Source organism: Streptomyces sp. NPDC045287, from assembly GCF_056432325.1.
Genome location: NZ_JBWKJG010000010.1, coordinates 12,703 through 38,409, shown reverse-complemented (window position 1 = coordinate 38,409; position 25,707 = coordinate 12,703). Strand labels below are relative to the sequence as shown.

The 25,707-nt window shown below is 73.2% G+C and carries 20 protein-coding genes and 1 tRNA gene; 9 read left to right on the top strand and 12 right to left on the bottom strand.

Translation table 11 applies throughout. From position 1 onward, the window contains the following. Position 1: 1 nt before the first annotated feature. The 3 genes from AC07D6_RS18055 to AC07D6_RS18045 all read right to left on the bottom strand — a co-directional run bounded on the left by AC07D6_RS18055 (position 2) and on the right by AC07D6_RS18045 (position 2,694). A complete protein-coding gene (locus AC07D6_RS18055) occupies positions 2-811 on the bottom strand; it encodes an SAM-dependent methyltransferase (protein WP_479045373.1) in 810 nt (269 codons plus the stop codon). Between the two features lie 163 nt (positions 812-974). Further along, the gene (locus AC07D6_RS18050) at positions 975-1,424 is read right to left on the bottom strand and encodes a hypothetical protein (RefSeq protein ID WP_479045370.1); all 450 of its coding nucleotides are present in this window, start codon (positions 1,422-1,424) and stop codon (positions 975-977) included. 1,196 nt (positions 1,425-2,620) lie between these two features. Further along, positions 2,621-2,694, bottom strand: a tRNA-Pro gene (locus AC07D6_RS18045). Between the two features lie 704 nt (positions 2,695-3,398). On the opposite strand from AC07D6_RS18045, the gene AC07D6_RS18040 reads away from it, so the two are divergent. Continuing rightward, positions 3,399-3,911, top strand: coding sequence for a DUF309 domain-containing protein (locus tag AC07D6_RS18040; RefSeq protein ID WP_479045367.1), 513 nt, complete (start codon positions 3,399-3,401; stop codon positions 3,909-3,911). A gap of 75 nt (positions 3,912-3,986) precedes the next feature. Here the strand turns inward: AC07D6_RS18040 and AC07D6_RS18035 are convergent, their stop codons facing one another. The 3 genes from AC07D6_RS18035 to AC07D6_RS18025 all read right to left on the bottom strand — a co-directional run bounded on the left by AC07D6_RS18035 (position 3,987) and on the right by AC07D6_RS18025 (position 7,026). After that, on the bottom strand, positions 3,987-4,367 hold the full coding sequence (locus tag AC07D6_RS18035) for a DUF488 domain-containing protein (RefSeq protein WP_479045364.1): 381 nt from the start codon (positions 4,365-4,367) through the stop codon (positions 3,987-3,989). 240 nt (positions 4,368-4,607) lie between these two features. Then, the gene (locus AC07D6_RS18030) at positions 4,608-5,984 is read right to left on the bottom strand and encodes a carbohydrate-binding protein (RefSeq protein ID WP_315879679.1); all 1,377 of its coding nucleotides are present in this window, start codon (positions 5,982-5,984) and stop codon (positions 4,608-4,610) included. A 91-nt stretch (positions 5,985-6,075) separates the two neighbouring features. After that, positions 6,076-7,026, bottom strand: coding sequence for a LysR family transcriptional regulator (locus AC07D6_RS18025; protein WP_479045361.1), 951 nt, complete (start codon positions 7,024-7,026; stop codon positions 6,076-6,078). Positions 7,027-7,195: 169 nt separating this feature from the next. Between AC07D6_RS18025 and AC07D6_RS18020 the strand changes: the two genes are divergently transcribed. After that, positions 7,196-9,415: an NADP-dependent isocitrate dehydrogenase gene (locus AC07D6_RS18020; RefSeq protein WP_479045358.1), complete on the top strand. Its 2,220-nt coding sequence runs from the start codon at positions 7,196-7,198 to the stop codon at positions 9,413-9,415. Positions 9,416-9,566: 151 nt separating this feature from the next. On the opposite strand, the gene AC07D6_RS18015 is transcribed toward AC07D6_RS18020, so the two are convergent. Further along, positions 9,567-10,583, bottom strand: coding sequence for a LysR family transcriptional regulator (locus AC07D6_RS18015; RefSeq protein ID WP_315879676.1), 1,017 nt, complete (start codon positions 10,581-10,583; stop codon positions 9,567-9,569). Positions 10,584-11,464: 881 nt separating this feature from the next. On the opposite strand from AC07D6_RS18015, the gene AC07D6_RS18010 reads away from it, so the two are divergent. The 7 genes from AC07D6_RS18010 (at position 11,465) to ssuE (ending at position 18,941) form a co-directional block, all read left to right on the top strand. After that, positions 11,465-12,703 carry a styrene monooxygenase/indole monooxygenase family protein gene (locus AC07D6_RS18010; protein WP_315879675.1) on the top strand — a complete coding sequence of 413 codons (1,239 nt, stop codon included), beginning with the start codon at positions 11,465-11,467 and terminating at the stop codon, positions 12,701-12,703. Continuing rightward, a complete protein-coding gene (locus AC07D6_RS18005; RefSeq protein ID WP_315879674.1) occupies positions 12,700-13,839 on the top strand; it encodes an LLM class flavin-dependent oxidoreductase in 1,140 nt (379 codons plus the stop codon). Before AC07D6_RS18010 ends, AC07D6_RS18005 begins: the two co-directional genes overlap by 4 nt. Next, positions 13,836-15,098 carry a styrene monooxygenase/indole monooxygenase family protein gene (locus AC07D6_RS18000; protein WP_479045354.1) on the top strand — a complete coding sequence of 421 codons (1,263 nt, stop codon included), beginning with the start codon at positions 13,836-13,838 and terminating at the stop codon, positions 15,096-15,098. The genes AC07D6_RS18005 and AC07D6_RS18000 overlap by 4 nt, the downstream gene beginning before the upstream one ends. 103 nt (positions 15,099-15,201) lie before the next feature. Next, entirely contained in the window at positions 15,202-15,723 is a 522-nt protein-coding gene (locus tag AC07D6_RS17995; RefSeq protein ID WP_315879672.1) for a cupin domain-containing protein, read from the top strand. Between the two features lie 112 nt (positions 15,724-15,835). After that, positions 15,836-17,026, top strand: a complete 1,191-nt coding sequence (locus AC07D6_RS17990) for an MFS transporter (protein WP_315879671.1) — start codon at positions 15,836-15,838, stop codon at positions 17,024-17,026. Between the two features lie 325 nt (positions 17,027-17,351). Beyond that, positions 17,352-18,158, top strand: coding sequence for an SDR family NAD(P)-dependent oxidoreductase (locus AC07D6_RS17985; RefSeq protein WP_479045350.1), 807 nt, complete (start codon positions 17,352-17,354; stop codon positions 18,156-18,158). A gap of 183 nt (positions 18,159-18,341) precedes the next feature. Beyond that, a complete protein-coding gene (gene ssuE, locus AC07D6_RS17980) occupies positions 18,342-18,941 on the top strand; it encodes an NADPH-dependent FMN reductase (protein WP_315879669.1) in 600 nt (199 codons plus the stop codon). 104 nt (positions 18,942-19,045) lie between these two features. Here the strand turns inward: ssuE and AC07D6_RS17975 are convergent, their stop codons facing one another. From AC07D6_RS17975 to AC07D6_RS17955, 5 genes are all read right to left on the bottom strand, one after another. Then, complete coding sequence (locus AC07D6_RS17975; RefSeq protein WP_479045347.1) at positions 19,046-19,960, bottom strand: alpha/beta fold hydrolase; 915 nt, start codon at positions 19,958-19,960, stop codon at positions 19,046-19,048. Positions 19,961-20,491: 531 nt separating this feature from the next. Continuing rightward, positions 20,492-21,478, bottom strand: a complete 987-nt coding sequence (locus AC07D6_RS17970) for a 2-isopropylmalate synthase (protein WP_479045344.1) — start codon at positions 21,476-21,478, stop codon at positions 20,492-20,494. Then, positions 21,475-22,152, bottom strand: coding sequence for a 2-isopropylmalate synthase (locus AC07D6_RS17965; protein WP_479045342.1), 678 nt, complete (start codon positions 22,150-22,152; stop codon positions 21,475-21,477). Before AC07D6_RS17965 ends, AC07D6_RS17970 begins: the two co-directional genes overlap by 4 nt. A gap of 226 nt (positions 22,153-22,378) precedes the next feature. Then, positions 22,379-23,491 carry a Leu/Phe/Val dehydrogenase gene (locus AC07D6_RS17960; protein WP_479045340.1) on the bottom strand — a complete coding sequence of 371 codons (1,113 nt, stop codon included), beginning with the start codon at positions 23,489-23,491 and terminating at the stop codon, positions 22,379-22,381. A gap of 61 nt (positions 23,492-23,552) precedes the next feature. Beyond that, positions 23,553-25,334 carry a PHA/PHB synthase family protein gene (locus AC07D6_RS17955; RefSeq protein WP_479045337.1) on the bottom strand — a complete coding sequence of 594 codons (1,782 nt, stop codon included), beginning with the start codon at positions 25,332-25,334 and terminating at the stop codon, positions 23,553-23,555. Positions 25,335-25,707 lie beyond the last annotated feature (373 nt).

The window sequence follows — 25,707 nt, the reverse complement described above, 5'->3', positions numbered from 1 at the left end:
CCTACTCCCGGGGCGGCACCTTCCCCAGCCCCCCGTACTCCGTCCACTCGATGCTGCGCTGACGCTGCTGGAGTTCGGAGTCAGGACGCCAGTCGGTCACATCGACGAGTCCCGGCTCCTCCACGACGAGGTTCTTGAAGATCTCCTCCACGTCCGCCTTCTCCCGGACGCGGCCCCAGTTGCCGTGGGTCTGGACCCGCATGAGTTCGGTGACGTCGTCGCGGACCTCGGGATCGTCGCTCACGAGCTGGCAGACGACGACGAAACTGCCGGGGCGGAGCTTGTCGACGACCCTCTCCACGAGCTCTTTGGGGCCGGCGCTGTCGGGCAGGCAGTGAAGCACGGAGACGAACAGGGCGGCCACCGGCTCGGTGAAGTCGATGAGCCGGGTGAAGTCCTCGTGCGCGAAGATCGTGTCGGTGTCCGTCATGTCGACGGGCAGGATCGCGGTGTTGTCGTTCTCGTCCAGCAACGACTGGCCGAGCGCCAGGACGACGGGGTCGTTGTCGATGTAGACGACGTGGGCCTCGGGATCGACCTCTTGGGCGATCTGGTGCACGTTGCGCTGCGTCGGCAGACCGGATCCGAAGTCGATGAACTGCCTCATGCCGTGCTCCTCGGCGAGCACACGGACCACGCGCTGGAGGAACAAGCGGTTGTTCAGTGCGAGTTCGCGTGACGTGGGCGCGATATCCAAGAGCAGTCGGCAGGCTTCCCGGTCGACTTCGAAGTTGTTGCTGCCACCCAGCAGCCAGTCGTACATACGCGCCGCGCTTGGCACCGACAGATCGACATGCTTCTGCTTCGCCAACGGGCGTGTCCCCTCGCCGTTTCCGCCGCGCTCCCAGTGGATTCGCCCATCCTATGAGGGCAGCACACAGCGCACCAGCGCCGGTACGGGTGAAGGGTGGCGCAAGGTGGCGAAAAGTGGCGGAGCGGAGTGCCACGCCGGCGGATACGTGCGCGGGTGTCGTTCAGGAGTGCGTCAGGCGCTTCTCCCCGGCGAGGTGAGGCAGCGCGCGCCGGGCGACACCGAGGCCGGCCTCGACCGCGGGAGGTTCGAGGCCCATGAGTTCGGCCGCCTCGTCGACGGAGAGGCCGAGCCGATGGCAGAGCACCACGCTGTCGGCGCTGGTCTCGGGAAGGCCGTGGTACAGGGCGGCCACCCCGGCGTCCTGCGGTGGGCTGTCGTCGGCCTCGCAGCGGATGTGGTGGCGGAGTTCCTCCCAGACGTCGGCCGCGAGACAGGGCTGGTTCAGCAGCCAGTCCCAGTGCCGGTGGGCGTAGGCCAGGGTGGCGCGCACCACGGTCACCGCTCCGGCGGACAGGCGCGCCTCGGCGTAGCGCGTGTAGCGGGGGCGGTTTCGTTCGGCGAAGGCGGCGAACCCGAGGCCGGCGGCGACGAGGGCGGGCCCCGGCTGCACGCGGGGGTGAGTCCGCGCACCGGCCTTCGGCGCACTCGATCGAGGGGTGGAGAGAATGGGGAGCTCCTCAAGCATGCGGGACCGCTCGCCGGCCCTGTACTCATTGCCGCGCATCGCAGCGGCACGGGGAGAGGGCTCCACGCCCTTCAGGGCGCGGAGCCGGAATGCCCGGGCTGCCCGGACCGGGCCCCGGGTGACGTTCACGCCGGCATGTCAGGTGAAGCCCAGCACGGTCACGACGAAGGCGGACCCGGCCGCGTCGGCGTCGGTGTCCGGGCCCGGAGTCCGCCCCGGGGCGAGCGCGGCGGGAAGGGCACTCGGCCTGACCGGCGCGCATCTGCCGGATCCATCGAGAAGTGCCACGGGAAAGGCACGGGAGCTGATACCGTGAAATTGCCCGGAGGGCGGCTGCAGATGCCCTCGGCGAATCGGTTCGAACATTTGGTGCATTTACCTTCGATCTGAATCGTCCTCGGGAATGTGGTGACGCACCTTCCCGGGCGGGCCCTCGACCAGGGGCCCGAAAGGAAAGTACCGCGCCGCACAGGGCGATCGGGCCCCTCACCCCCCTCATGCAAAGTCATTCTTGTCGTACTTAGTACTTCGGTCAAAAGTGATCAAAATCTTCCATCATTTGACCATGTCCGATAATGGAAGAGTCAATCTCATTCCCTCTCGGTCCGAAGGGGCAATTTCACCTCACATTTGACGTGGAAGGACTCCAGGCGGGGCGACGCCGGCCGGGGTCGGAAAGGCCACTTCGGTTCCCGTACCCGTGACCGACCCGTCATTCCTCGTTCACGCCGACGGCCTCGGCATACCGGCCCTCTTCCGCGACGGCCCGCACCGTCCGACGGCGAACGGTCCCCGCCTCGGCGGCCCGGCCGGCGAGGGGACCAAGAGCAAGCACACCCGCGAGGTCCCCCTCGTCGAGGAGATCCGGCCCGTCGTAGCGCAGCGCGTCCTGGCCGCCGGCCCCGTCTCCGACGCCCGCCTGTTCACCGGGTCCCGCGGCGGCCTCATCACCACCGCCGGAGCCGTGCTCACGCCCCACCCCGGCGTGCCGCGCACCCCACGATCCCCGTCGCCGTCGCGCGCCGGCGCGGTCAGCGAGTTGGTCCCCAAGAGGCCCCAAAACGATCAAGGGGCCGTTTCAGATTCCTCTGAAACGGCCCCTGACCTGCGACTCTTTCGAGTCGGGACGACAGGATTTGAACCTGCGACCCCTTGACCCCCAGTCAAGTGCGCTACCAAGCTGCGCCACGTCCCGATGCGTCTCGGCCCGGCCATCGCCGGGTGAGCGCGCAAGAGAACATTACCTCACCGCGCGGGCAGGTCCGAAAGGGGCTGGTGGGCGCGGGCCGCCAGGGTGTCGGCGCCGCAAACCGCGGCGAGGGCGGCGGCGCGGGCCAGTTCGGCGCGGGAGCCGAGGACGTGGTCGTGGCGGACGAGGGCGTGCCCGTACGCGGACGGGGACGCCTCCGGGTGGCGTACCGCGCGGGCCAGGAGGGCCCTGGCCTCGTCGGGAGTAGTGAAGCGGCGCGGCGCAGGGCCTCTCGGAGGGCGGTTCCGGTGCCGGAGCGTTCCGCGCGGGTGAGGGCGAGGGCGGCGAGGCCGGCGACCAGGCCGCTGCCGCGTGCCGACGCGCCCAGGCCGCGCAGGAGGCCGGTGGAGCGGGCGACGGGTTCCGACCTCCGGTCCCGTACGGTCGCGAGGAGCTCGACCGTCCCGTACGGGTCGCCGCCGGTGACCCCCCGCAGTTCCCGGCAGGACGGGGCGTCGGTGCGGTCGCCGAGCGCCGCGCGGGCCGGGTCGGCGATGGTGTCCTCGGTGAGGGCCCGCAGGGGGGCGGTGAACCCGGCCCGGGCGGCGGCGCACCCTTTATCGAATGCGGGTTCGAGTGGTGAGGGTGGCCGGGGCGTCGGTCGGAGCAGACGATTCGGGCCGTCCGCGCCGGGCGGGGACAATGGGCGGATGGACAGGGCTCGGAGGGACCGCGACGCGGAGGGGCGCGCCCGCAGCGTGCGACCCCGGGACGGGCTGGGGAGGCCGCTGCCGTACGGAACGCCGGGGGTGGAGCGGCAGCCCGAGGGGGTGGAGCGCTCCCCCGAGGAGAGCCTGCGGGAGGCGCAGCGGCTGCTGGACGCGGGGCGGCCGTTCCACGCGCACGAGGTGCTGGAGGACGCGTGGAAGGCGTGCGCCGGCGCGGGGCGCGAGCCGGAGCGGGAGCTGTGGCGGGGGCTGGCGCAACTGGCGGTCGGGCTGACGCACGCGGCGCGCGGCAACGCCGCGGGCGGGGAGCGGCTGCTGCTGCGCGGTGCGGACCGGATCGGGCCGTACGGGGCCGGGAGCGGGGCTCCGGGGCCGTACGGGGTCGACGTGGGCGGCCTCGCGGCGTGGGCACGGGAGCTCGCGGGGCGGCTGCGCGGGGGCGCGGGCGCGGCGGTGGACCCGGTCGCGGAGGCGCCCCGGCTGACCGGGCGCTGACCGGGCGCCGGCCGGGTCGGTCCGTCGGTGGTCCTGGCGGAAACCGCACGGTGAGGGGTGCCGGGGGCGGTGCGGTCACCCGCCGCCGAGCCGGTCGCGCAGGACGGCGGCGTGGCTGCGCTCCGGGTCCTTGGCGGCCGTCAGCAGGGTGAGCGGCCCCTGCCGCGTGAGGGCCCGGACGCGGTCGAGGGCCTCGGCGGCCCGGGGTTCGGCGAGCTCGGCCTCGTACCGGCGCCGGAACTCCTCGAACACCTCGTCGGACGTGGCGTCGGAGGCGTGGAACCAGCGGCGCAGCCCGGTCGACGGGGTGGCGGACCTGGGCCACTCGTCGACCCTCGCGTCGGCCTTGGAGAGCCCGCGCGGCCACAGCCGGTCGACGAGCACCCGCGGCCCGTCGCCGGGCTCCGGGGACTCGTACACCCGCCGCAGCCGGACGCGGGGCTCGGGACGGCTCATGCCCCCAGCGTCCCCCGGCCCCCGCCCTCCGGCAACACCCACCGGCCGGCCCGGCGGCCTGTGCGGGGCGGCGGGCGGCGGCGGGCGGGCCGGAAGAGGCCGCCCCCGGCGCCGGGGGCAGGCCGGAGCCGGGGGCAGGGGCGCTCCCCGCCGTGCCGGGGCGGGGGCGCGGGCGGGGTCCGTGTCCGGACGCCCTGGCCGGTGTGCTGGTGTGACGTTTCCGCGGTGGGGTCCCCGTGCCTAGACGCGCTGCCAGAGCGCCGGCACGTTCGGCGGCTCCCAGCCGGCCTGGGCCTGGTGGGACTGGAGGCAGCGGTAGGTCGCGCCGCCGTACGTGACCTGGTCGCCGGCGCTGTACACGGTGCCCGCCGCCCACGTGCCGCCCGGTTCCTCCGGCGGGTCGCCCGGCCCCGGCTCACCGGGGTCCGTCGTGGTGGTGAGGGTGAGGCCGTACGTCTGGAGGATCGGGTTGATCGGCTGGTGGTACGTCGTGCCGCCCGACCGGCAGTCGCCGGAGCCGCCCGAGGTGACGCCCTGGGCCTGGCTGCCGGAGATGTACGAGCCGCCGGAGTCCCCGGGCTCGGCGCACACCGACGTGCGGGTGACGCCGCTGATGGTGCCCTCCGGGTAGGTGACGCTCGTGTTGTGCTGCTGGATCGCCCCGCAGTGCCAGCCGGTGGTGGAACCGGACCGGCAGATCGACGCGCCGACGACGGCCTGCGTCGACCCGGTGACCTGGACGTTCTGGCCGCCCGCTCCCTTGACGTACGGGGTGGAGCGCCAGTTGCTGTTCGCGGCCACCCACGCCATGTCGCGGCCGGGGAAGCTGGACCCCTGGAAGGAACCCAGCGCGATCTGGTTGAAGCCGCTGGTGGCGGTGCCGGCACGGCCGCAGTGGCCGGCGGTGGCGAAGCCGTGCTGGGTGCCCTTGGTGACGGCGTAGCCGATCGAGCAGCGGCCTCCGCCGCCCATGTAGTACGCGTCTCCGCCCCGGATGTCGTACAGCGGGCGCGGCCGCTCGGCGGAGGACTCGACACGGACGAGGGACCGGTCGACGCCGGCGGCCCTCAGGAACGACTCGGCGGCGGCCCGCTTGGTGGCGCGGACGGTGACGGAGTTGGTGCGCACGTCGACGTACCAGACGGGCGTGTCGAGGGTGTCGGTGCGGGCGGCGGCCCGGTCGAGGGCGGCCTTGGCGGCGTCGAGGGCGGCCAGCGCGTGGGGGACGACCTTGGCCTCGGCGCCGGCCGCGCGGATCGCCGGGGCGTCGGCCGGGTCGGTGGTGGCGACGGTGAGGGTCGCCGACTCGGCGCCCCGCACCCAGGCTCCCGCGTAGTCCGCGCCGAGGGTGCCGCCGAGGCGGCCGGCCACCGCGCCGGCCTCCGCCTCGTTCACCAGGCGCCGCTGGGCCTGGGGCGCGCTCAGCCCCAAGTCCCGCTGCATCGCGGCGAGTACGTCGGGGGACGGCTTGTCGGCGCCCATGCTCACCGCGGCCGAAGGGGGGGTGGCGGGCGGGGTGGGCGCGGCGACCGCCGCGCCGGGGAGCGCGGTCAGCGCGAGCGCGCCGACGGCCGTTGCGGCGACGGCCCACGCGGCTCCGGTGTGTCTGTGGAGCATCTGGTGTTCTCCTCGGTTTCGGTGGGGGTCCCGAAACCGTAGGTCTTGCCGAATGCCCCTCAGAAGATGTCGCTTTTCCCTCTCTTCGACGTTATGGGAGGGCCGAAGCCCTCCAGGCGGCGTAACTGCGGCTGCGGGCCGCCGCCTCGGTGTGCGCGGCGCGCGCCCGGGCGACGACGGACGGCGCGGCGAGCGCGGCGGGCGCGGCCGGGTGCCAGCCGATGAGGTGCCGCCACACGAGGGGCGTGCCGGCGAGCGGCCGGGTCACGAGCCCGGCCGTGTCGGGGAACGTGGCGCGGCAGAGCCCGACGGCCCGCCCGACCTGGACCAGGTGGACGCAGGAGGCGGTGTCGGTCTCGTACACCCGGGACGGGGCGAAGCCGGCGCGGGCGCAGGCCGCGTGGAAGCAGTCGGCGAAGCAGCCGTCGCCGGGCACGTCGGCCCAGGCGGCGCCGGCGAGGTCGGCGAGGTCGACCTGGTCGCGGGCGGCGAGGGGGTGGCCGGTCGGCAGCATGACGAAGACGGGGTCGGTGGCGATCTCCGCCCAGGCCAGCCGGTCGCCCCCGGGCGGGGCGCTGGTGCCGCAGGTGCCGATCAGGGCGTAGTCGAGGCGGCCCTCGGTGACGGCGGCGGCGATCTCGCGCTCGGACCAGGAGGTGTGGGTGGTGACGGCGGCGCCGGGGTGGGCGGCGGCGAGCCGGTCGACGAGGGCGCCGAGGAGCGGGCCGTGCGTGCCGCCGAGCCGGAAGCGGCTGCCCGTGCCCTCGGTGGCACCCCTGGCGAACCGTACGGCGTCCTGCTGGAGCTCGCTGACCGCGGGCAGCACGATCCTGGCCCGCTCCAGGACGAGCTCGCCGAGGGGCGTCGCCCTCACCCCGTGTCGCCCCCGCTCGAACAGGGCCCCTCCCAGTACGCGCTCGATCCGCTTCAGCTGGGCGCTGAGGGCGGGCTGGGCCAGGCCGAGCGTGGTGGCGGCCTTGGTGAGGCTGCCCGCGTCGGCGATCGTCCGCACCGTCTTCAAGTGCCGCAGCTCAAGGTCCATGGAGCGAGCTTCGCGGGCCCGCCCGGACAGGGCAAGACTCTGGTCCGGACCTGTACGGCCGCTCCGGGGAAACCGCCGCGGAATCCGTGGGAGGGGGTCTGTCGAGCGGGAGGCGATCACGAGATATCTTGATGTCGAGCAATGTTACAGACGTGGAGCGGAGCACCCGGTGACTGACTCGACCATCATCTACACCCACACTGACGAGGCCCCGGCCCTGGCGACGTACTCGTTCCTGCCCGTGGTCCAGGCGTACGCCTCGACGGCCGGCGTCAGCGTCGAGACCCGCGACATCTCGCTGGCGGGGCGGATCATCGCCTCCTTCCCGGAGCACCTCCAGGAGGGGCAGCGCATCGACGACGCGCTGGCCGAGCTCGGTGAGCTGGCCAAGACGCCCGGCGCCAACATCATCAAGCTGCCGAACATCTCGGCGTCGATCCCGCAGCTGAAGGCCGCCGTCGCGGAGCTCCAGGAGAAGGGCTACGCCCTTCCGGACTACCCGGACGACCCGAAGACGGACGAGGAGCGCGACATCCGCGCCCGGTACGACAAGGTCAAGGGCAGCGCCGTCAACCCGGTCCTGCGCGAGGGCAACTCGGACCGCCGCGCCCCCGCCTCGGTCAAGAACTACGCCAAGGCGCACCCGCACCGCATGGGCGCCTGGTCGGCCGACTCCAAGACGAACGTGGCGACGATGGGCGCCGACGACTTCCGGTCCACCGAGAAGTCCGCGGTGATCGCCGAGGGCGGCACCCTGCGCATCGAGCTGGCCGGTGAGGACGGCACGACGACCGTGCTGCGCGAGTCCGTGCCGGTCCTGGCGGGCGAGGTCGTGGACGCGTCGGTGATGCGCGTCGAGGCGCTGCGCGAGTTCCTGTCCGCGCAGGTCGCCCGCGCCAAGGCCGAGGGCGTGCTGTTCTCCGTCCACCTGAAGGCCACGATGATGAAGGTCTCGGACCCGATCGTCTTCGGCCACGTGGTCCGCGCGTTCTTCCCGAAGACCTTCGCCGCCTACGGCGACGTGCTCGCCGGCGCCGGCCTCAGCCCGAACGACGGCCTCGGCACGATCCTGAAGGGCCTGGAGGCGCTGCCGCAGGGCGAGGAGATCAAGGCGTCCTTCGACGCCGAGCTCGCCGAGGGCCCGGCCCTCGCCATGGTCGACTCGGACCGCGGCATCACCAACCTCCACGTGCCGAGCGACGTCATCGTCGACGCCTCCATGCCGGCCATGATCCGTACCTCCGGCCACATGTGGGGCCCGGACGGCAAGGAGGCCGACACGCTCGCGGTCCTCCCGGACAGCAGCTACTCCGGCGTGTACCAGGCCGTCATCGAGGACTGCCGCGCCAACGGCGCCTTCGACCCGGCGACGATGGGCTCCGTCCCGAACGTCGGCCTCATGGCGCAGAAGGCCGAGGAGTACGGCAGCCACGACAAGACCTTCGAGATCGCGGCGCCCGGCACGGTCCGCGTCGTGGACCAGGCGGGCGAGGTCGTCCTGGAGCAGTCCGTGAACCGCGGCGACATCTTCCGGATGTGCCAGACCAAGGACGCGCCGATCAAGGACTGGGTGAAGCTGGCCGTCACCCGCGCCCGCGCCACCGGCGACCCGGCCGTGTTCTGGCTGGACGAGAGCCGCGCCCACGACGCGCGGCTGATCGAGAAGGTCAAGGCGTACCTGCCGGAGCACGACACCGAGGGCCTCCAGATCGAGATCATGGCGCCGGTCGAGGCGACCAAGTTCTCCCTGGAGCGCATCCGCCGCGGCGAGAACACCATCTCCGTCACCGGCAACGTGCTGCGCGACTACCTGACCGACCTGTTCCCGATCCTGGAGCTCGGCACGAGCGCCAAGATGCTGTCGGTCGTCCCGCTGATGAACGGCGGCGGCCTGTTCGAGACGGGGGCGGGCGGCTCCGCCCCGAAGCACGTCCAGCAGCTCGTCAAGGAGAACTACCTGCGCTGGGACAGCCTGGGCGAGTTCCTCGCGCTGGCCGTCAGCTTCGAGCACTTCTCGCAGGTCACGGGGAACGCCCGGGCCAAGGTCCTGGCCGACACGCTGGACCGCGCGACCGCGACGTTCCTCAACGAGGACAAGTCGCCGACCCGCCGCGTCGGCGGGATCGACAACCGCGGCAGCCACTTCTACCTCGCCCTGTACTGGGCGCAGGAGCTGGCGCGGCAGACCGATGACAGCGTGCTCGCGGAGGCGTTCGCGCCGCTCGCGAAGACCCTCACCGAGCAGGAGGGCACGATCGTCGAGGAGCTGATCGCCGTGCAGGGCCAGCCGGCCGACATCGGCGGCTACTACCAGCCGGACCCGGAGAAGGCGGCGGCGGTCATGCGCCCGTCGCAGACCTTCAACCAGGCCCTGGCGTCCCTGAGCTGACGCCACGCGCGCGAAGGCCGTGCCGGGCACTGTCCGGCACGGCCTTCGCCGTACCCGGGCGCCCTCCCGGGACGGACTTCCCGGGGCTGCCCGGACGGGCTCCCGGGGACGGCCGTACTCGGCCGGCCGTCCCCTGCCGCCCGCGGGCCGCTCACCGGGACGGCAGGGCCACCGCGGGCTCGGCGTGCGCCTCCCGCCCCGCCCCGCGCGGCGCCGCCGGCTCGTCGGGCTCCCGGATCGTCCCCGGCAGCAGCCCTCCCTGGTCGCGCAGGCGGCGGCAGACGTCCGCCAGGACGGCGATGTTGGGGTTCTCGCGGTTCGGTTCGGGCCAGACCACGCTGAAGGTGCACGGCGCCAGGTCCGCGACGGGGCGGTAGCGGATGTCGGGCCGGGGGAACAGCTCGGCCGCGACGGCGGGCAGGAAGGCGATGGCCCCGTCGAACGAGACGGCGGACAGCAGGGACTCGACCCGGATGGCGTGGTGGTCGGTGTAGCGCACCGGGGTGCCGTCGGGGCGGGGGTCCATGCCCCAGAAACGTCGCTCGGCGACGGACACCGCCGGTGCCAGGCCGACCATGGGGCGGTCGGCGAGGTCCGCCAGCCGCAGCGCCGGCCGCCGTGCGAGCGGGTCGGAGGAGGACAGGCACACCACGCGCGGCTCGGTGGTGAGCGGCTCGGCGTGGAAGCCGGCGGACACCGGACCGTAGACGAACGCCGCGTCGATCTTCCCCAGCGCCAGGGCCATCGGCTGCTCGACGAGGTCGAGCACCTGGAAGTCGACCTCCAGGCCGCGGTGCAGGGTGGTGAGCGTGGCGATCACGCTGCGCGTGGCGGCCAGGGTCGCGGCGCAGTCGGTGAGTCCGATCCGCAGGACCATCCCGTCGGCCCCGGCCGTCGAGTGCCGAGCGGCGTCGCGCAGTTCGTCCGCCGCCCCCACCACGTTCCGCACGAGCGGCAGCAGGGAGCGGCCCAGAGGGGTCAGTTGCACCCTGCGGCTGGTACGGGTGAACAGTTGGACCCCCAGGCGCCGCTCCAGGGTGCGGATCTGCTGGCTGAGGGCGGGCTGGGTGAGGTACAGCCGCGCGGCGGCACGGCCGAAATGCAGTTCCTCGGCCAACGCCAGCAGCGACCGCAGTTGATGAACGGCTGGGTCCTCCGCGCCGGCCATCCCCCACGCCTCCTACCGCTGCAGTTGCGTCTTCATCCATCAAGCATGCTAATCGATGGATCATTGCGCAAGCCCTCCGGTTCGCGGGAAACTGGCGTAGCCCGGGTCCGGTTGCGGGGATTCCGGTACAGCGCGAGGGCATTGGCCGAAAACCGGTCCGCCAATCCTTTGCCCTGTCCTGAATTCGCCCGCACACGGCAGGGCGCTCTCCGGCACGTTCCGCGGAGGGCGGTCGCCGGATCGCGTACGGAAGGGTCGGCGGAGGACCGCACGAGCCCGACCGGCGATACGGCGACAACCGCGCACGACCATAGAGCATCGAACGGTTTGTCAGGTCATCGGTGATCGTCGAACATCCCCCGGGAACCGCCCGCCCGCACGGGCCGATCCCCCGGTCCCGCGCCCGTGTCCGTACCCGAATGCTCCGTGGAGGTGGTGTGAACGGCGACTGGTCGGGGGCACCGGCCGTGAGCGCGGAAGCGGCGGCCGGGCGGCGTCCCCCGTCCCCGGCGGTCCCGCGGCGAACGCCCCGGGGACCCACCGAACGGCACCGGAGCGCTCCGCCGGGCACGGCGGCCGGACCACCCCCGGGCGCCGGTCCTCCCGTGACGCCGCGCGGCGCGCCGCGCCACGGTCGAGGAGGCGGTGGACCGGCAAAGCCGCACGCCTCCGGAAACCGTCGCCTCACGCATTCCTCTTCACGGACCGCGAATCCCCGCTTCCCGGACCCTCTGAAAGGAAGTACCCGCACATGACGAATTCCACGTCCACCCCCGTGGGTGGCCGGCGCGTTCCGCCGTATTCCCCCACCCGCACGGCCGGATTTCCGGGCGGCAGTGCCCCGGGAGGAATTCCGTTCCCGGCGCGGGTGGGGTGAGACCATGGGCATCGGTATCGTGGGCACGGGGATATCCGGTCTTCACCTGGCCCTCCGGCTGCGGCAGTCGGGCATCGACGCCACCTTGTACTCGGCCCAGGGGCCGGACGAGATCCGCGGCGGGCCGCCGTTGAACTTCGTCACCAGGTTCGCCTCCACCCGGGAGCGGGAAAAGGCGCTCGGTCTGACCGCGTGGGAGTCGAGCACGTTCGACAACGCCTGGGTCCACATGTGCGTGGAGGCGCCGGGGGGGCCGTCGTTCCGCGCCCGGCTGCCCCGGCCCGCCAGTTCGGTCGACTTCCGGATGTACCTCGCCGCGCTGCTGGAGGAGTACCGGCGGCGCGGCGGGAGCTGGGTCCGCGAGCGGGTGGCGGACCGGGACGACCTGCTGCGGCTGGCCGAGCGGCACGAGCTGCTCGTCGTGGCGGCCGGGCGGGGAGCGCTCACGGACGTCTTCCCACGCGACCCGGCCCGCTCGCCGTACGACTCCGCGCCGCGGCACCTGGTCGGCGGCCTCTTCCACGGCGTCCGGTCCCCGGAGGAGCCCGGGATGACCATGCACATGGTCCCCGGTGCCGGTGAGGTCCACGCCCCGGCGTACCACTCGTTCACCGGGCGGGTGACCGCGGTGCTCGTCGAGGCGGTGCCGGGCGGCCCCTTCAGCGCGGTGACGGACCGGGACCACCGGGAGGATCCCGGCCGGTTCGCCGGGGAACTGCTGGAACTGCTCGCCGCGTACGCGCCCGCCCTGCGCGCCCGGATCGACGAGCGGGAGTTCGCCCTGACCCGGCCCGTGGACCTGATGCGGGGCGCGGTGGTGCCGGGGGTCCGCCACGGCTGGGCCCGGCTGGCCGACGACCGGTACGCGCTGGCCGTGGGCGACGCGTGGATCACCAACGACCCGATCACCGCGCAGGGCGCCAACCTCGGCTCGGCCCTGGCCTTCCAGCTGGCGGACGCGCTGCGGGAGCACCCCGGGCCGTACGACGAGGCGTTCTGCCGCGCGGTCTCGGAGCGGATGTGGACGACCGCCCAGCCCGTCGTCGACTGGACGAACCTGTTCGTCGGCCCCCCGCCGCCCCAGGTGGGCACGCTGATGGCCGCCGCCGCGGCCGACCAGCGGGTGGCGGACGCCTTCGTCGCCCGGCTCGACCGCCCGGACGCCATGTGGCGGTGCGTGCGCAGCCCGGAGAGCACGGCCCGGTTCATCGAGGAGGCACGAGCAGTGAGGAGCGCCGCATGAGCGTGAAGGTCGGCCTCGTCTGGGACGCGGTCGGAGACGTGGGGGCCGGACGCGGGCTGCTGGAGGTCGCGCGCCGGGCCCGGCTGGACGCCTTCATGGTGGTCGACCACCTGATCAACGTCTTCCCCCGGCAGGCCTGGGACACCGACTTCAGCTACCTGGCCGCGGACATGCCCACCCCCGACCGGTGCCTCGACTTCGCCACCGTGCTCGGCAACTTCGCCCCGCTGGCCGGCCCGGTCCGGCTCGCCATCGGGGTCACCGACCCCCACCGCCGGCACCCCGCCGTACTGGCGCAGACCGCGCTGACCCTCGCCCAGCTCACCGAACGGGCACCCGTGCTCGGCATCGGGGCGGGCGCGCTGGAGAACCTCGTGCCGTACGGCGTGCCGCACGACCACCGGGTGGGCCGGGTCGAGGAGGCGCTGCGCGTCCTGCGGATGTTCTTCTCGGGCGAGGGCCCGCACGACTTCCGGGGCCGCCACTTCACCCTGGACCGCGCCCTCATGGGCCTGCCCGCTCCGGCGGGCCGAACCCCGCTGATCTGGCTGGGGGCGAACCGCGAGCGCATGCTGAACCTGGCCGGCCGCTACGCCGACGGGTGGATCCCCTCCGACCTGATGGCTCCGGACGAGTACGCCCGGCGGCTGGCCGTGGTGCGCACGGCCGCCGAGCAGGCGGGCCGGGATCCCGACGCCGTCCTCCCCTCGGGCGGCGTGCCGATCGTGGTGGCGGAGTCCGACGCCGCCGCCCAGGACCTGCTGCGGGCCGCCCCGATCCGGTTCCTGGCCCTGCACGCGGGAGCGCGGGCCTGGCGCGCGCACGGTGCCGCGCACCCCTTCGGCGAGGAGTACAAGGGCCTGGTCGACCTGCTGCCGCACCTGCTGACCCGTGAGGAGGTGACCCGGGCGCTGGCCGCGGTGCCCGACGAGGTGGTCGCCGACCAGGTCCTGGCCGGCAGCCGGGAGACGGTGCTGAAGAAGATCGGCGAACTGATCGAGGCGGGCATGCGGCACCCCATGCTGATGCCCGCCTCCGCCATGGCGTCGCCGGAGGCGGCCCGGTTCACGATGGAGGCCGTGGGCTGGCTCGCCGACCGGCTGCGCGGCGGGTCCGCCGAGGAGGAGGCGAAATGAGCGGCGTGGGCATCATCGGCTGCGGCATCTCCGGTCTGCAACTGGCCCTGCGGCTCCAGCAGCTGGGGGTGCCGGCCACGGTGTACTCGGAGCACGACGTCGACCGGCTCAAGGCCGGGCGGCCACGGAACTTCCCCGCGCGGTTCGGCCCCACCCAGGAGCGGGAGCGGGAGCTCGGCGTCTTCGACTGGGACTTCCCGGACGCCCAGGTCCACCACTGGGCGGTCACCATGCACACCGGCGGCCCGCGGCCGCTGGAGTTCCTCGGCGCCCTGCGGCCCCCCTCCAGCGTGGTGGACTTCCGGATCTACCTGCCGCACCTGCTGTCCGCGTTCGTCGACCGCGGCGGTGAGCTGGTGATCGGGGACTTCCCGGTCGAGGACCTCGCGCCCCGCCACGACCTGCTGGTCGTCGCCAACGGCAACCAGTCGGTGCGGCGGCTGTTCCCCGCCGACCCCGAGCGGTCGCCGTACTCCGCCCCTCAGCGCGTCCTGTGCACCGGGATCTACTTCGGCATCGGCGAGGAGGTGCCGCACTCCGTCGACATCCACTTCCTGCCCGGCGCGGGGGAGATACTGAAGCTCCCGTTCCTCTCCCCCGCCGGGCGGGCCGACGTCCTGTCGATAGAGGCGATACCCGGCGGCCCGCTGGAGGCCGCCCGGCACTTCGACGCCGACGCCGACCCCGCCGCGTTCCACCGGGACGTACTGGACCTGGTCGCCGCCTACGCCCCGCGGCTGCGCGAACGCATCGACACGGCCGGGTTCTCACTGATCGCGCCCGGCGAACTGGCCCAGGGCGGGATCACACCGGTGGTGCGCCGGGGCTGGACCCGGCTGGACGACGGCACCTGCGCGCTGGCCATCGGGGACGCCTGGATCACCAACGACCCGCTCACCGCGCAGGGCGCCAACCTCGGCTCGTACACGGCCTTCGCGCTGGCCGGCCTCATCGCCGGCAACGAAGGGCCGTTCGACGAGGGGTTCTGCCGCGAGGCGTCGGCCCGGCTGTGGGAGCACGCACGCCACGTCGTGGAGTGGAGCAACGCCTTCCTCGCCGAACCGCAGCCGCACGTGGCGGGGTTGTTCCGACGGGCCGCGGCGGACCCGCGGGTCGCCGACGCGTTCATCAGCAACTTCCATGACCCGGTCTCGATGTGGCAGGCCCTGGCGACCCCGGAGGGCACGGCCGCCTTCGTGGCCCGCTGCGAGCGGCAGGCGCCCCCGCCCGCCGGCCCCCCGGCGGTCCCCCGCGGGTGACCGGCCGCGCCCGGCCCCTCCTCCCGGCACGACCCGACGCGACCCGAAGCCGCCCCGTCGCCGACCCGAAGCGACCCGATACGAACCGACGCAAAGGAACACCATGACCTTCCCGGACATGGCCCGTGACGAGAAGGGCCGCCTGATCCCGGAGTCCGAGCAGACCGCGGTGTGGCTGCTCGGCGGCCTGGCGCAGATACGCGTGCCCGGCTCGGCCACCCGGAACTCCTTCACCGTCGTCCAGCACACCGGCAACCGCGGCTACAACACCCCGCTGCACGTCCACGACTACGAGGACGAGGTCTTCATCGTCCTGGACGGCACCCTGCGCATGGTCTGCGACGGCGAGGAGCAGGTCGCCGAGGCCGGCAGCACGATGATCGTCCCGCGGAACGTTCCGCACGGCTTCGTGACCACTTCGGACAACGCTCGTTTCCTGACCATCCACTCCACACCGCAACCGGACCGCCGCCCGCAGTTCGACCTCTTCCTGGAAGCGGAGCTGCCGCACGCCAAGACGCTCACCCTGCCCACCGAGGACCTCGCCGGCCCGGACCTCGACCACCTGATCGCGCTGGGTTCCGCGTACGCGTTCCGCTACGCCGGCCCGCCACCCGCCCCGTGAGGGGCACCCCGCGGGGCACCCCCGGCCGGGGCCCGACGCGCCGTCCACCGCGGCGCGTCGGGCCCGGCCCCGCGGGCGACAGTCGCGTCCACCCCGAATCAGAAGAGACAGCATGTCGTTGAAGCTCGTTGCCCTGATGCTGTGCGTGTTCGGCATCACCTCCGGTGAGTTCGTCATCGCCGGCATCCTGCCGGACGTCGCCGACGACCTGGAGGTGTCGATCCCCTCCGCCGGACTCCTGGTCACGGCGTACGCCATCGGAATGATCGTCGGCGGTCCGGTGCTGACCGCGCTCACAGCGCGCTACCCGCGCAAACCGCTCATCGTGGGCCTCATGGTGATCGTGGTGATCGGGAACCTCGCCTCGGCGCTGGCCCCCGTGTACTCCGTCCTGTTCGTGGCACGCGTCGTGACCGCGCTGATCACCGCCACCTTCTTCGCCAACGCGGTCGTCATCGCCGTGTCCACGGCCCCGGAGGGCAAGCAGGCCTCCACCGTGTCCAAGCTGGCCTTCGGGATGAACCTGTCGATGATGCTCGGTGCGCCGCTCGGCACCTTCATCGGCAACAACTTCGGCTGGCGCGCCACCTTCGGCGTCATCGCCGTCGTGTGCCTGCTCGGCCTGCTGCTGGTGCTGCCGTCGGTGCCGAACGTGGCGGGCGCGACACCGGGGGGCTCGGCCGTGGCCGAACTGCGGGTGTTCCGCAGCCGGGACGTCCAGCTCGCGATCCTCATCACCGCCGTCGCCAACATGGGCCTGCTGATGGTGTTCACCTACTTCGCGCCGCTGCTCACCGACGTCTCCGGGTTCGCCGCCGGCTCGGTCGCGGTGCTGCTGGTCGTGTACGGCGTCGGCGCGGCGGTCGGGAACTTCGCCGGCGGCTGGCTGTCCGACCGGGCCCTGATGCCGTCGCAGGTCGCGCTGCTGGGGCTGCTCGCCGCGGGCCTGCTGTTGACCTGGGCGGTCAGCGGCAGCACCGTGGCCGCCGCCGTGATGGTGTTCTTCGTCGGCGCGCTCGGCTTCTCCGTCATCCCCGGCATGCAGACCCGGGTCCTGAACACCGCCAGTTCGGCACCGACCCTGGCCATCGCGGTGAACGCCTCCGCCTACCAGGTCGCCGCCGCGCTGGCCGGCTGGCTGGGCGGTCTGGTCATCGACGGCCCCGGTCTGCGCTCCGTCTACCTCGCCGCCGCCGCGGTCACCGTCCTCGGCATCCTCGTGAGCTGCTACGCCTGGTACCGGGACCGCGCCACGGCCGCCTCCGGGTCCCCGGAGACGGCGGTGGAGACCTCGCCGGCCTGACGCCCGTACCGTACGGGCACCCCGCGAGGAGGAACCCCGAGCCGCGCGTCCGCCCCGGTCACCGGCGGCCGGAGCGGGCGCCGCGGCTCACGGGGGCTTACGGGGGCTTACGGGGGCTTACGGGGGCTTACGGGGGCTTACGGGGCCGTACGGCCACCGGCCGGTACGGCCCGCCCGACGGCGGACGTGGGAGGCCCGGCGGCCCCGGCACTCACACCGGTACCGGCGAGTCCTGGCCTCCCACCCGCGTCACGCGTCACCCCTTCCCCACCGACCCCATGTCCGAAGGGAGCAGGGCCGACCCGACCGGGCGGCACCGCCACCGATGAGCGCACACTTCCCGCACCACATCTCCGACAGCACCGCCCTCCGGCACCGGCTGGAGGGCAAGGTGGCCCTGGTGACAGGCGCCAGTTCCGGTATCGGCGAGGCCGCCGCGAAGGCGCTGGCCGCCCAGGGCGCGGCCGTGGTCCTGGCGGCCCGCCGCCGCGCGGACCTGGACCGGGTCGCCGGGCAGATCACCGCCGCCGGCGGCACCGCGGCCGTCGTACGCGCCGACGTCACCGTCGACGAGGACGTCGCCGCCGCGGTGCGCACCGCCGAGGAGCGCTTCGGCGGGCTGGACATCGCCTTCAACAACGCCGGCTCGCTCGGCACCCCCGGGCTGATCGCGGAGCAGAAGCCCGAGACCTGGTCCGAGGACGTCGGCAAGGTGCTCACCAGTGTGTTCCTGTCCATGCGGCACGAGATCCCCGCCCTCCAGCGCAGAGGGGGCGGAGTGATCGTGAACAACGCCTCCCAGCTCGGTGTCGTCGGATTCGGCGCCGGGATCAGCTCCTACGTGGCCGGCAAGCACGGGGTGGTCGGCCTGACGAAGGCCGCCGCGCTGGAGTACGCCGGGCAGAACATCCGGGTCAACGCCCTGGCGCTGGCATCGGTGGACACGCCGATGTACCGCTCCACGGTCGGGGGGAGCCAGGAGAAGGCGGACATGTTCGCCGCTCTGCACCCGCTCGGCCGCGTCGCGACCCCCGAGGAGGCCGCCTCGGCGGTGGTCTACCTCGCCGGGGACGAGGCGGGCTTCTTCACCGGCTCGGTGCTGGTCATGGACGGCGGGTGGACCGCGCAGTGACCCCGCGACCACCCCCGGCCGCCGGAGGACGCCCCGCCGGCGGCCGGGCCGGAGCGCCTCGACACCCTGCGCTACGGCGGCCGGCGCGGGCGCCCGGCCCCGCCGGATGCCCCGGCCCCGCACGGTCCCCCGATGACCCCCCCGGCGGCCGTACCCGTCCCGTCGCCCGCGAAGGAGCCCCCGATGACCTCCCTGCTCGCGATATCCGCGAGTCCCTCGGCGCGCTCGCGCACCGCCGCGGTCGCCGCCCACCTGGTGCAGCGCCTGTCCCGTGCCGGCTTCCGCACCGCGCACCTGAGGGTCCGGGACCTGCCGGCGGCGGAGCTGCTGGCCGGGCGGACCGACCACCCCGTGATGCGCCGGGCGCTGGACGCGGTGGCCGCCGCCGACGGCGTCCTCGTGGCCACCCCCGTCTACCAGGCCGCCTACAGCGGCCTGCTGAAGACCTTCCTCGACGTGCTGCCGCAGTCCGGGCTGGCCGGGAAAACGGTGCTGCCGGTGATGACCGGCGGCAGCCTCGCACACGCGCTCGCCCCCCACTACGCCCTGCAGCCGGTGTTGGTGGCGCTGGGCGCCCGGCACGTCGTCCGCGGCGCGTTCGTACTCGACCACTCGATCGGCGTCGACGGCGACGGCCTCCCCCCGGTCTCCGGGGACGCCGCGCCCCGGCTCGACCGCGCCCTCGAGGAGTTCGTCGCCGCCCTGCCGCCCAAGGAGCCCTCCGCCTCCGGGGCCCTCCACGCGGTCCGGTTCGGCGACCCGGCCGCGCCCCGTACGCACTGACCCCCGGCGCCGTGCGCACGGTCGGTCGGGCGGTCGCCCCGGGTGCCCGGGCCGGTTCCCGGGCCGCGACGGCCCGGGGCCTGTGGTGACGTGCTCCGCGGGCGTCACCCCATGTGCACGGGTGTCTGTCCGCCGCTGGTGACGCCCTCGCCCGTGGAGTGGGCGAGGAACGGGCGGACGGCCCTGAGCAGTTCGTCGGCGGCTTCCATCGGTACCAAGTGCCCGGCGCGGGGGACCAGTTTCAGCCGTCCGTCATGCAGACGGCGGCGGGCGGCGATCCCCTGCCAGAAGGGCACCAGGACGTCCTGGAGGCCCCAGGCCACCAACGTGGGCATCGGCAGTTCCGGCAGTCGCCCGAGAAGGAGGTTCCTCTGCCCCAGCGGTCCCACCGAGGTGCGCTGCGAGCGCAGTGTCATGGACAGGGCACCGGGCGAGGAGACGGCCTTGACCTGGCTGGACCACCAGGGGGACGGGATGCGCCAGGGGCGGCAGGACCCCACGGCCGCCACCGCCGTCACGAGCAGGCGCGGCCCGAAGGGCAGACGGGGGATCAGCCACTTCGTCAGGTCGCCCAGGGGTGTGAGGGCCAGCACCAGCTTCGCCGGGTTGATGGCGCGTCCCATACCGGCGGGGCTCACGAGCACCAGGGACGGCACGCTGCCCGGCTGCTGCAGCGCCATGTTCACCGCCACGGCACCCCCGAAGGAGTGGCCGACGACCACGGGACGCTCGGCACGGACCGCTCGGGCGAACTTCCACGCGAACGCCGCCATGGCCGCCGGGTCGGCGCCGGGGACCGGTTCGCTGTAGCCGTAGCCCGGCAGGTCCACGGCGATGACCCGGTAGCCGTCCGCGAGCCCCTTGAGGACTCCGTACCACTGTTCGGATGCACAGCCTTCGCTGGGGATCAGCAGTACGGGGTCTCCGCGTCCGGCTTCGAGGTAGCGGGTCGATGTCCCGCCCACGTCGATCCGGCGTTCCCTCACGGTCCGCCCGTGTGCAGCAGTGGTTCTGTTCATCGTGGTCTCCCGTCTCGTCCGGTGCAGGGCGGGCCGCAGCGCGCCCGGGTGCGGTGGGGTGCGGTGCCGCCGGAAAGCGAACGGAGGTTCTCCCGGCGCCGGGCCGCACCTGCTGACGACCGGTGGGCCGCGGGGGGAGGGGTGTGCCCGAGCCGGAACCGGACCTTCCCCGCACGGAAGGCGACCCGGGTCCGTGCGGTGGAACCCGTACGTTCCCCGGGGTCACGCCGGCGCCCTCCCCCGGCGACCGGTGACGCGGGTGACGCGGGTGACGGCACCGTGACGCGCGGCCCGTCGGCGCCGGCAGGCGTACGGGGCGGGTCCGGGGGGCGGGCTCGCCCCGTGGCGTGCGCGCCTGCTCGTACGGCGGTGTCCGCGCGCGCCGAGTCCCACCGCGCGGTCCGTCCCGGCGCGCCTTCCGGTCCACCGCGCGCGGCGGGCGGAAGGGTCCCGGTGACCGGGGCGGCGTGCGGGCCCCGCGCGCCCCGCGGAGGGGACGCGCGGTGCGGGGCGCGCGGAGCTCCGGGCCGCTCACGGGGCGGGCGCCTTCAGGGACGCGGCCGGGGCGTTCCGTGTCCGCGGCTCCTCGGACCGGGCCCGCCGGACCGTCGCCAGCACCGCGCCCCGGACGGCTTCCGCCTCGTCCGCGTGGAGGCCCACCCCCCACAGGGCACGCGTGTCCGTACCCAGGACGACCTCGCAGAAGGCGACGTGGTCGGCGCGGCCCTCGCGCCGGTCGACGATGAAGTCCCGCACCGTGGCCGGTGTGAGCAGAGTGGCGAGCAGGTACTGAGCCCGTTCGCGCCAGTCGCCGGGGCACCGGTCGAGGTCGAAGGTCGTTTCCGGACCGCCCGCCGCGGCTCCCCGCCCTACCTCCGTACCCGGTGTGACGTACCGGTCCACGAAGGTCTGCCAGAGCTCGTCCGCGCCGACCTCACCGCCCTGCTTCTCGCAGAGCTTTTGCATGACGTGGGCGAAGTCGATCTGCAGCCTCCTGGGCAGGACCACGCCCTGGGTGCTCCGCAGCAGGTGGGCGATGCCGCCCTTGCCCGACTGGGTGTTGATGCGGATCAGGGCCTGGTAGCTGCCGCCGATGTCGCGGGGGTCGACCGGGAGGTAGGGCACGTCCCAGAAGGCGTCGGCGTCCTCCTCCTCACGGGCACGGAGACCTTTGGCGATGGCGTCCTGGTGCGTGCCGGCGAAGGAGGTGAACACGAACTCGCCCACCCAGGGGTGGCGACTGGAGACCGGGAGCTGGCTGCACTTCTCCGCCACCCGCCGTATGCCGTCCAAGTCGTGCAGGTCGAGCATGGGGTCGATGCCCTGGGAGAACAGGTTCATCGCCAGGGTGGGCACACAGACGTTGCCCGTGCGCTCACCGTTGCCGAACAGGCAGCCCTCCACGCGGTCGGCGCCGGCCAGCAGTGCCAGCTCGGTCGCGGCGACGGCGCTGCCGCGGTCGTTGTGCGGGTGCACGGTGAGGATGGTGCGGTCGCGGTGCGCCAGCTCCCGGCTCATGTACTCGACGCGGTCCGCGAACTCGTGCGGGGGTACGCCTCGACGGTCGCGGGCAGGGTGATCCGTAGGGTGCGGTCGGTACGGGGGGCGCAGTACTCCTGCACCGCGTTGCAGACCTCCAGGGCGAAGTCGGGCTCGGTCTGGGTGAAGGACTCGGGCAGGAAGGACAGCAGGATCTCGGTTTCCGGTGTCGTCTCCTGCAGGTGCACTGCCTGCCGGGCGCCTGCGAGGGCCATCGCCAGCATCTCCTCGCGGCTGGCGCGGAAGACCACCCGGCGCTGGGCGGTGGAGGTCGGGATGATGTACTGCACGATCGCCTTGCGGGCGCCGCGGACCGCGGCGACGCTGCGTTCGAGGGCTTCGGCACGGATCGGCGTGAGGACCTGGATGACGACGTCGTCGGGAATGGCGTCGGTCTCGATCAGGTGCCGCACGAAGTCGTGTTCGTCCTGGGACGCGGCAGGGTAGCCGACCTCGATCTCCTTGAAGCCGATGGACACCAGGAGGTCGAACATCTCGCGTTTGCGGGCGACGTCCATCGGATCGATCAGGGCCTGGTTGCCGTCCCGGAGGTCCACACTGCACCAGAGGGGTGCCTCGGTCAGCCGCCGGCCGGGCCAGGTGCGGTCGGCCAGCCCGATCGGCTCGTACGGCGCGTACTTGTGAAAGGGCATGCCGCTGGGTGTCTGCACCCCCCTGTGCTGCGGGGGGAAAGTCCGGCGCGGCTGCTGAAGGCCACTCATGTTGTCCTCCTCCGGGAATCGGGGATGGGGGATCGGGACCGTAAAGACCGGTCGGGCCGTGGTGCCGGCACGGTGGAGCGTCCACGGGACGACGCGTACGCTCCGGCGCCGCGGTCGGGGCCCGTCCGGGTCCGGTACGCCCCCTCCGTCCGTGTGGTCACCGCGGTCGCGGCCCTCCCGCCGCGGTCCGCGCGTCCGCGGCGGTGGCGATGCGCTGTTCGGCGATCCGGTCGGCGGCGGCACCGGGCAGGATGTCCTCCGCCCTGGCGCGTTCCAGGACGGCCAGCGTCGTGTCGAAGATCCGCTCCACCTTCGTCATGCTCTGCTGGGGCGTGGCCCCGCGCAGATCCCCGGCGGCCTGGATCACCCCGCCGGCGTTGACGACGTAGTCCGGGAGGTAGAGGATCCCCCGGTCCGCGAGTTGGCGCTCCACGTCGGGACGGGCCAGCTGGTTGTTGGCCGCGCCGCACACCACCTCGGCCGTGAGCACCGCGGCGACGGCTTCGTCCAGTGCCCCGCCCAGCGCGCAGGGAGCATAGATGTCCATGCCCTTGAGCTGGATCAGCGCTTCGGTGTCGTCCGCGACGACGATCTGGGGGAATTCTTCCGCCAGGCGGCGCACCGGCTTTTCGCGCACGTCGGTGACGGCCACGCGGGCACCCTCGTCGAAGAGGTGCTCCACCAGGAGGCGGCCGACTTTGCCCACTCCTGCGACTCCGACCGTCCGGTCCCGGAGCGAGGGCGTGCCCCAGCGGTGGAGCGCTGCCGCCCGCATGCCCTGGAGCACGCTGAGGGCGGTGAAGACCGACGGGTCTCCCCCGCCGCCGCTCTCCAGCGAGCGGGTCGCGGTCCACCGGCACGTGCGGGCGATCGTGTCCATGTCCGCCGTGTCCGTGCCGACGTCGCACGCCGTCACGTACCGGCCGCCGAGGGAGTCCACGAACCTGCCGTAGGACATCAGCAGTTCCTCGGACTTGATCTGTTCGGGGTCCCCGATGATGACGGCCTTGCCGCCGCCGAAGTCGAGTCCGGCCATGGCGTTCTTGTAGGACATGCCGCGCGAAAGCTTCAGCACGTCGGCGAGAGCCTTCTCGTCGCTGTCGTACGCGTGGAAGCGGGTGCCCCCCAGGGCCGGGCCCAGGGCCGTGGAGTGAAGGGCCACGATGGCTTTCAGGCCCGAGGCGGGATCCTGGAACAGGGCGACTCGTTCGTGGTCGAAGGGGTCCGAGCCGAGAGTGGTGAGGAGTGCCTTGAGGTCGACGGAATGCATGGTGCTTCTCCTTGGGAGAGACGGGTCTTCCTGCGTCGTGCCGGTGGTTCCGGTGGGCGGTTCACGCCGTCGCGGACGGCCGTTCGGGGTCGGGTGCGTTCTTCCAGCGGGGGTTCGTCCACCCATGGGCGGCCTCGCCGGTGGCGGCGGGCGGGAACGACGGGGCGAGCCGGGCACGGCGACGGCGGACGCGGCGGCGAGGGGACGCCGCGCGGGTCGGGCCGCCGGCGGTCCCGCGGTCACCGGGCAGCACGTAACGCCCGGGTGCGGGGGTGCGGGCCGGATACCGCGCGCTGCCCGTCGTGCGGCTCGGGACGCGCGGGCCCGACCGGGGGCCGAGCCACCGCGACCAGGCCGTCCACCAGGACTCGTGCTGTGAAGCGGCGCGGGCCAGCCAGTCCTGGGGCCTCGGGGGAAGCCCGTCCCCGCCGATGAGGTAGTCGGCCTTGGGGCGTGGCGGACTGATGATGCCTCCCACGTGTCCCGAGGGCACCAGGTGGAAGGCGACGTCGCCGCCGAGCAGCCGGGCGCTCCGGTACACCGTTTCCCAGGGGATGATGTGGTCGCGGGAGCCGGCCACCACGAACGCGTCCTGCGTGACGGCGGAAAGATCGATGGTCCTGTCATCGATCCGCAATCGACGCTGGGCCAGGGAGTTGTCCGCCGCGATCCGCAGGGTCTGCTTGAAGAGCGTGTCGGGCACGTCTATTCCGTCCTCGCTCCACGCCCAGATGTCGAAGGGTTGCGGCCTGTCGCCCATCAGCCAGCCGGACACGAGCGGTTGCCAGATGGTTTCCCTGGGCCTGAGCAGGTCGAAAAGAAGGCTGATCTTCTTGCCGTCGACGAGGCCGCGCTTGTTGGAGAGCATGCGGGTCAGGAGGTCTATCTCCGCCTCCGACGACTTCTCGCGGCCGTCCGGACCCGCGTAGTCGAGTGCCGACATCAACAGGGTCAGCGATGCCACCCTCGCCTCGCCGCCCGCCGCCAGCCAGGCGGCCGCGGATGCCGCGAACATCCCTCCGGCGCACACTCCCACCAGATGGGCCCGGGGGGCCCCGGTGATCTCCCGTACGACATCCAGGGCGCGCAGTGGGGCCTGCGGCAGGTATTCGTCCAGTCCGAGCCCCGCCTGGTCGGGTTCGGGGTCACGCAGGCTGATGGCGAACACCGTGAAGCCCTCGCGGACCGCCCACTCGACGAGACTGCGGTCGGGGGCCAGGTCGTATATGTAGAACTTGTTCACCCAGGCGGGGACGAACAGCAGCGGCACCTGGTGCACCTCTGCGGTCTGGGGCTCGTACTGGATCAGCTCCATCAGTTCGTTGCGGTACACGACGCGGCCGGGGGTGGCGGCCAAGTCCTCTCCCAGCCGGTAGGCGCCGGGCGGCATCTTGGCCGGCCGCCCCCGGCGGCGCACCACGTCGTGCAGGAGGTTGCCCGAACCGCGGACCAGGCTCACGCCCCGGGTGTCCGCGGCGCGGCGCAGCGCGGCGGGGTTCCCCGGAAGGAAGTTCACGGGGGCCAGGGCCTCGGTGACGACTTGGGCGAGGAACTGCAACTGCTGCCGGCGCCGCGCCGGCAGGTAGGGGGCTTCGGCGGCGGCCAGGGTCAATCGGGACCACGTCAGGTAGTACTGCAGAAGACGTTGGTACTTCGGGTCGGAGCTCCAGGCCGGGTCGCTGAAACGCCGGTCGTCGGGTTCCGGGCTCCACCGGGCCGCTGGGGACGTCTGACGCGGCCGCCCCCGGCGGAGGCGCCGGAGCACCTTCGCGCGCCGGTTTCCCGAGGCCGGCCCCACGTCGTTGTCGTCGTAGGCATAGGGCTCGCTGCCGCACGGACTCATCAGGGTGTCTCCTTGCCGGGCCGGCGATCGCACCGGCACTCGATTTCGCAGGGGGGTGGGCCTGTTCCTGTGACGGGCAGGTGGCAGAGGGGGCGGCGGGCAGGGAATTCGGCTCGCCCGTTTCCTGAGAAAGGAATGTAGAGGCGTGCCGGATCCGCCGGCAGGCGTGTTCGTGGCCCGCGGAACGGCTCACCGCCCAAAGGTGCAGTCGGCGCACGGCAGGGCGCGTACCGGCTCCGGCCCACCCCCGCACCACCAGTGCGACAACAGGCGTGTGTCTCATGTGGGGCACTGCGGGGAAATCGCGGTCCCGGGCGGAACGCTCGCGCGAACACCCGCCTTTTGGTATCGCCGGGCCTTGTGGAGGACGTCC

Bases quoted from the DNA above. Each gene is read 5' to 3' on its own strand.
- AC07D6_RS18040 (WP_479045367.1), top strand. From the start codon at position 3,399: ATGGACAGGGCTCGGAGGGACCGCGACGCGGAGGGGCGCGCCCGCAGC.
- AC07D6_RS18035 (WP_479045364.1), bottom strand. From the start codon at position 4,367: ATGAGCCGTCCCGAGCCCCGCGTCCGGCTGCGGCGGGTGTACGAGTCC.
- AC07D6_RS18030 (WP_315879679.1), bottom strand. From the start codon at position 5,984: ATGCTCCACAGACACACCGGAGCCGCGTGGGCCGTCGCCGCAACGGCC.
- AC07D6_RS18025 (WP_479045361.1), bottom strand. From the start codon at position 7,026: ATGGACCTTGAGCTGCGGCACTTGAAGACGGTGCGGACGATCGCCGAC.
- AC07D6_RS18015 (WP_315879676.1), bottom strand. From the start codon at position 10,583: ATGGCCGGCGCGGAGGACCCAGCCGTTCATCAACTGCGGTCGCTGCTG.
- AC07D6_RS18010 (WP_315879675.1), top strand. From the start codon at position 11,465: ATGGGCATCGGTATCGTGGGCACGGGGATATCCGGTCTTCACCTGGCC.
- AC07D6_RS18005 (WP_315879674.1), top strand. From the start codon at position 12,700: ATGAGCGTGAAGGTCGGCCTCGTCTGGGACGCGGTCGGAGACGTGGGG.
- AC07D6_RS18000 (WP_479045354.1), top strand. From the start codon at position 13,836: ATGAGCGGCGTGGGCATCATCGGCTGCGGCATCTCCGGTCTGCAACTG.
- AC07D6_RS17995 (WP_315879672.1), top strand. From the start codon at position 15,202: ATGACCTTCCCGGACATGGCCCGTGACGAGAAGGGCCGCCTGATCCCG.
- AC07D6_RS17990 (WP_315879671.1), top strand. From the start codon at position 15,836: ATGTCGTTGAAGCTCGTTGCCCTGATGCTGTGCGTGTTCGGCATCACC.
- AC07D6_RS17985 (WP_479045350.1), top strand. From the start codon at position 17,352: ATGAGCGCACACTTCCCGCACCACATCTCCGACAGCACCGCCCTCCGG.
- ssuE (WP_315879669.1), top strand. From the start codon at position 18,342: ATGACCTCCCTGCTCGCGATATCCGCGAGTCCCTCGGCGCGCTCGCGC.
- AC07D6_RS17975 (WP_479045347.1), bottom strand. From the start codon at position 19,960: ATGAACAGAACCACTGCTGCACACGGGCGGACCGTGAGGGAACGCCGG.
- AC07D6_RS17970 (WP_479045344.1), bottom strand. From the start codon at position 21,478: ATGAGCCGGGAGCTGGCGCACCGCGACCGCACCATCCTCACCGTGCAC.
- AC07D6_RS17965 (WP_479045342.1), bottom strand. From the start codon at position 22,152: ATGCCCTTTCACAAGTACGCGCCGTACGAGCCGATCGGGCTGGCCGAC.
- AC07D6_RS17960 (WP_479045340.1), bottom strand. From the start codon at position 23,491: ATGCATTCCGTCGACCTCAAGGCACTCCTCACCACTCTCGGCTCGGAC.
- AC07D6_RS17955 (WP_479045337.1), bottom strand. From the start codon at position 25,334: ATGAGTCCGTGCGGCAGCGAGCCCTATGCCTACGACGACAACGACGTG.